Origin of the sequence: uncultured Veillonella sp. (assembly GCF_900545205.1) — a bacterium.
Taxonomy (GTDB): domain Bacteria; phylum Bacillota; class Negativicutes; order Veillonellales; family Veillonellaceae; genus Veillonella.
Map to the genome: position 1 here is coordinate 1 of NZ_UQYC01000113.1, position 3,794 is coordinate 3,794.

At 40.7% G+C, this 3,794-nt stretch carries 4 protein-coding genes and 1 pseudogene; all 5 read left to right on the forward strand.

Annotated elements, in window-relative coordinates:
• The coding region (locus tag QZR70_RS08650; RefSeq protein WP_295794544.1) for a hypothetical protein at nucleotides 1–196 on the forward strand (196 nt) is incomplete at its 5' end.
• A 271-nt stretch (nucleotides 197–467) separates the two neighbouring features.
• On the forward strand, nucleotides 468–1,238 hold the full coding sequence (locus QZR70_RS08655; RefSeq protein WP_295794546.1) for a LamB/YcsF family protein: 771 nt from the start codon (nucleotides 468–470) through the stop codon (nucleotides 1,236–1,238).
• Between the two features lie 114 nt (nucleotides 1,239–1,352).
• Entirely contained in the window at nucleotides 1,353–2,549 is a 1,197-nt protein-coding gene (locus QZR70_RS08660) for an NRAMP family divalent metal transporter (RefSeq protein ID WP_295794548.1), read from the forward strand.
• A 74-nt stretch (nucleotides 2,550–2,623) separates the two neighbouring features.
• Complete coding sequence (gene pxpB, locus QZR70_RS08665) at nucleotides 2,624–3,364, forward strand: 5-oxoprolinase subunit PxpB (protein ID WP_295794550.1); 741 nt, start codon at nucleotides 2,624–2,626, stop codon at nucleotides 3,362–3,364.
• Nucleotides 3,354–3,794: pseudogene (locus QZR70_RS08670) on the forward strand (hypothetical protein); the annotation flags it as partial. The gene pxpB and the pseudogene QZR70_RS08670, both read left to right, overlap by 11 nt.

Below are 3,794 nucleotides of genomic sequence, written 5' to 3' on the forward strand. Positions count from 1 at the left end.
CCCCGATTCTCTTGAAGGTAAGACGGGTTTCCATTCCATTGGCAATACCGCGAACTTGCTTGCTGATGTTGTAGATGGTCACATTGTAATTAGCGACAAAGATGCTGCTAATACATCTGATGATAAATCTGCAGATGATAAAGCTGCAGACGACAGCAAACAAGCTGATGATGCTGCATCCAAGGATAATAAATAATCGATAGGCTATCGACACTAACTAACGAATCCCTTACAACTCTCTCCATACACAAACTAATGATAGACCTATTGATACTGAAAGCATCCCACATAATGTGGGATGCTTTTTTGTGTCTTAATATGCATTTTAATATGTGTATTAATAAAGAAATTTTGTATATATGATAAAAATCATTGCTAATATATCGATTTATTTAGTATAATCATATCTATAAATTCAATATTCTATAGAATTTAAAAAAGAGATGAAGAAAGGGAGGAGATTATTGATGTCACATTATGTAGATCTAAATAGCGATTTAGGTGAAAGTTTTGGCAACTATACATTAGGCATGGATAGTGAAGTACTAAATCACGTAACTAGTGCTAATGTTGCTTGCGGATGGCATGCTGGGGATCCTCTCATTATGGATGCTACAGTTCGCATGTGCAAGGAGAAGGGCGTAGCCGTAGGGGCTCATCCTGGATATCCTGATTTAATGGGCTTTGGTCGTCGAGCAATGGCAGTCAATCCTGCAGAGGCTAAAGCGTATATGATATATCAAGTTGGTGCATTGCAAGCCTTCTGTGATAGCTATGGCGTTACATTACAACATATGAAATTACATGGTGCTTTTTATAATACTGCTTGTGTCACTCCTGCATTGGCAGATGCTGTATTAGATGGATTACAAGCGGTAAACCCTAATATTGCAGCTATGGTGTTGAGCGATAGCTATATTGCAAAAGAAGCAGAGCGTCGAGGCATTCCTGTAATTCAGGAGGTCTTTGCTGATCGCGGTTATACTGATGAAGGTACATTGGTACCTCGTACAGAACCAGGCGCTTTCATAAAAGACCCTCAAGAGGCTCTTGAACGAGTTCTTATGATGGTTACAGAAGGCAAGGTTGTAACAAATACAGGTAATACTATTGATATTGTAGCCGATTCAGTATGCGTACACGGCGATAACCCAGAAGCGATAGCTTTCACAAATTACATCCGTGAAGGCCTTACGAAAGCGGGCGTTACAGTGGCTAATTTTCAAAATCGTAAATAGTAAAACGGCGATTTAAAATTAAGCAATACATAACAAATACGTAATAAATAGTGAATATGTAGTAAATAGTAAGTACATAATAGATAGTTAATAAATTATTGTGTGGAGGTTTTTATGAAACCAATTTCAGGTAAAGCAAGTTTATCTGTCCTCTTGGGGGCAGCTTTCTTGATGGCCACGTCCTCTATTGGGCCGGGCTTTATGTTACAAACGGCGGCATTTACGAATGATTTAAAAGCAGACTTTGCGTTTGCCATCATTGTGTCTGTTATTTTTTCAATTATTGCACAGCTTAATGTGTGGACAATCATTGGCATATCTAAAATGCGTGGTCAAGATATTGCTAATAAAGTATTGCCAGGACTTGGCTATTTCGTAGCATTCTTGATTTCTCTTGGAGGCCTTGCTTTCAATATCGGTAACATTGGGGGCGCATCTATGGGCCTAAATATTGTATTTGGTATTGATACAACGACTGCAGCGGCTATCAGTGGTATCCTTGGTATTCTATTGTTCGCCTCTCCAAAAATGGGTGGTGTACTAGACAACACAGCGAAAATTCTTGGTACTGTTATGCTAGTATTGATTGGCTATGTAGCATTCTCTACAAATCCGCCAGTGGCTGAAGCAGCTACTCATGCGGTGGCACCGACGCATTATCCATGGCTTGCAACTATTACCCTTATCGGTGGTACCGTAGGTGGTTACATTACATTCTCTGGCGGTCACCGCCTCATTGATGCAGGTATTACTGGTCAAGAACATTTGAAAGATGTACGTCGTGCAGCCTTCATGGGTATGTCCGTAGATGCAGTGGTTCGTATCTTGTTATTCCTAGCCGTTCTTGGTGTTGTATCCATGGGCTTTGCGTTAGATCCTAAAGATCCAGCTGGCTCTGCATTCCTTTTAGGGGCTGGTGAAATTGGTCATAAATTATTCGGTATCGTATTCTTCTGTGCAGCCTTAACATCTGTAGTGGGTGCAGCGTACACATCCGTGTCCTTCTTAAAAACATTGTTCAAAGTGGTAGAACGCAATGAAAAATTGACTATTATGGCCTTTATCTTCGTTTCTACATGTATTTTGATCTTCATTGGTAAACCAGCATCCTTATTGATTTTAGCGGGTTCTGTAAACGGGTTGATCTTGCCGATTACATTGGCAGTAATGCTCTTTGCTACTCATAAATCTGAAATCGTAGGCGACTACAAACATAATAAACTGTTATACTATACAGGATGGATTGTAGTACTTGTAACAGCTTACATCGGCGTTACATCCTTACAAGGCATTGCTAAATTACTTGGTTAATTTGATAATTATGAAAGTACCATTATTTTCGTTTGAAGGTAATGGTTCTTTCTGGTTTTAGGAAGGAGATACCTATGAAACCTATAATTTCACCTGTAGGGGATTGCGCTATCTCTATTGATTTTGGTCAAGTCATCGATCCAAAGATTAATCGACATATTCGTCAAACGATAGAGCGAATTCAAGAGCTGAATCTAGAGGGCATTATTGAATTAGTACCTACCTATTGTGCATTGCTTTTGCAATATGATGCTATGATATACTCCTATGCAGAATTGTGTAACATCATTGAGCCTACATTGGAGCAGACTGTAACAGATAATGCTAATGAACTTGTTACCGTCGTGGAAATTCCTACCGTGTACGGTGGTGAGTTTGGTCCAGACCTTGGTTTTGTAGCCTCTCATAATAATCTAACTGAAGATGAGGTTGTAGCCATTCATAGTGGTACTGATTACTTGGTATATATGCTTGGCTTCATTCCTGGTTTTACCTATTTGGGCGGCATGGATCCACGTATTGCAACACCTCGTTTATCCTCACCAAGAACATTGATACCTGCAGGTTCTGTAGGCATTGCAGGGGAACAAACTGGCACGTATCCATCCGACTCTCCAGGGGGCTGGCAAATCATTGGCCGTACATCGGTAACCATGTATGACATGTCCAAGAAACAAGCGGCGCTATTGAGTGCTGGCGACTATGTGCGCTATGTGCCGATAGCTGAAGTGGAATATAATCGTATTAAAGCATTGGGGGCGGACTATGCGCCATCCATGTATGAAGTAGAGGTAGGTGAGTTGCGTGGCTATTAATGAGTTTAATAAATCATCTATCTACGTAAATGCACCTGGTATGTACACTACCATTCAAGATAAAGGTCGCGTTGGGTTCCAACAATATGGTATGCCTGTAGCCGGTCCTATGGATAGTGAAAGCTATCTCTTGGGGCAAGCGCTGGTAGGTAATGTAGAAATGGCAGGTGCCTTAGAGTGCACATTGCTGCCGCCTACACTCACCGTGAAAGGCTCATGTATCGTTGCTTTCACAGGAGCCGATATGGAACCAACCATCAATAGTGTGCGAGTACCGAGATATATTCCATTTGTATGTCATGACGGAGATGTCATTTCCGGCGGTTTTAGCCAATGTGGCGTGCGCATGTACATTTCTTTCTCTGGAGGTATCGATTTTTTATGTATGATATTTGATTTAATTTCTTTTCCAGAAATCGGAACTGAACAG

What these genes read in the sequence shown, in the direction of transcription:
- pxpB (WP_295794550.1), top strand. Translation starts at nt 2,624, where the DNA reads ATGAAACCTATAATTTCACCTGTAGGGGATTGCGCTATCTCTATTGAT.
- QZR70_RS08660 (WP_295794548.1), top strand. Translation starts at nt 1,353, where the DNA reads ATGAAACCAATTTCAGGTAAAGCAAGTTTATCTGTCCTCTTGGGGGCA.
- QZR70_RS08655 (WP_295794546.1), top strand. Translation starts at nt 468, where the DNA reads ATGTCACATTATGTAGATCTAAATAGCGATTTAGGTGAAAGTTTTGGC.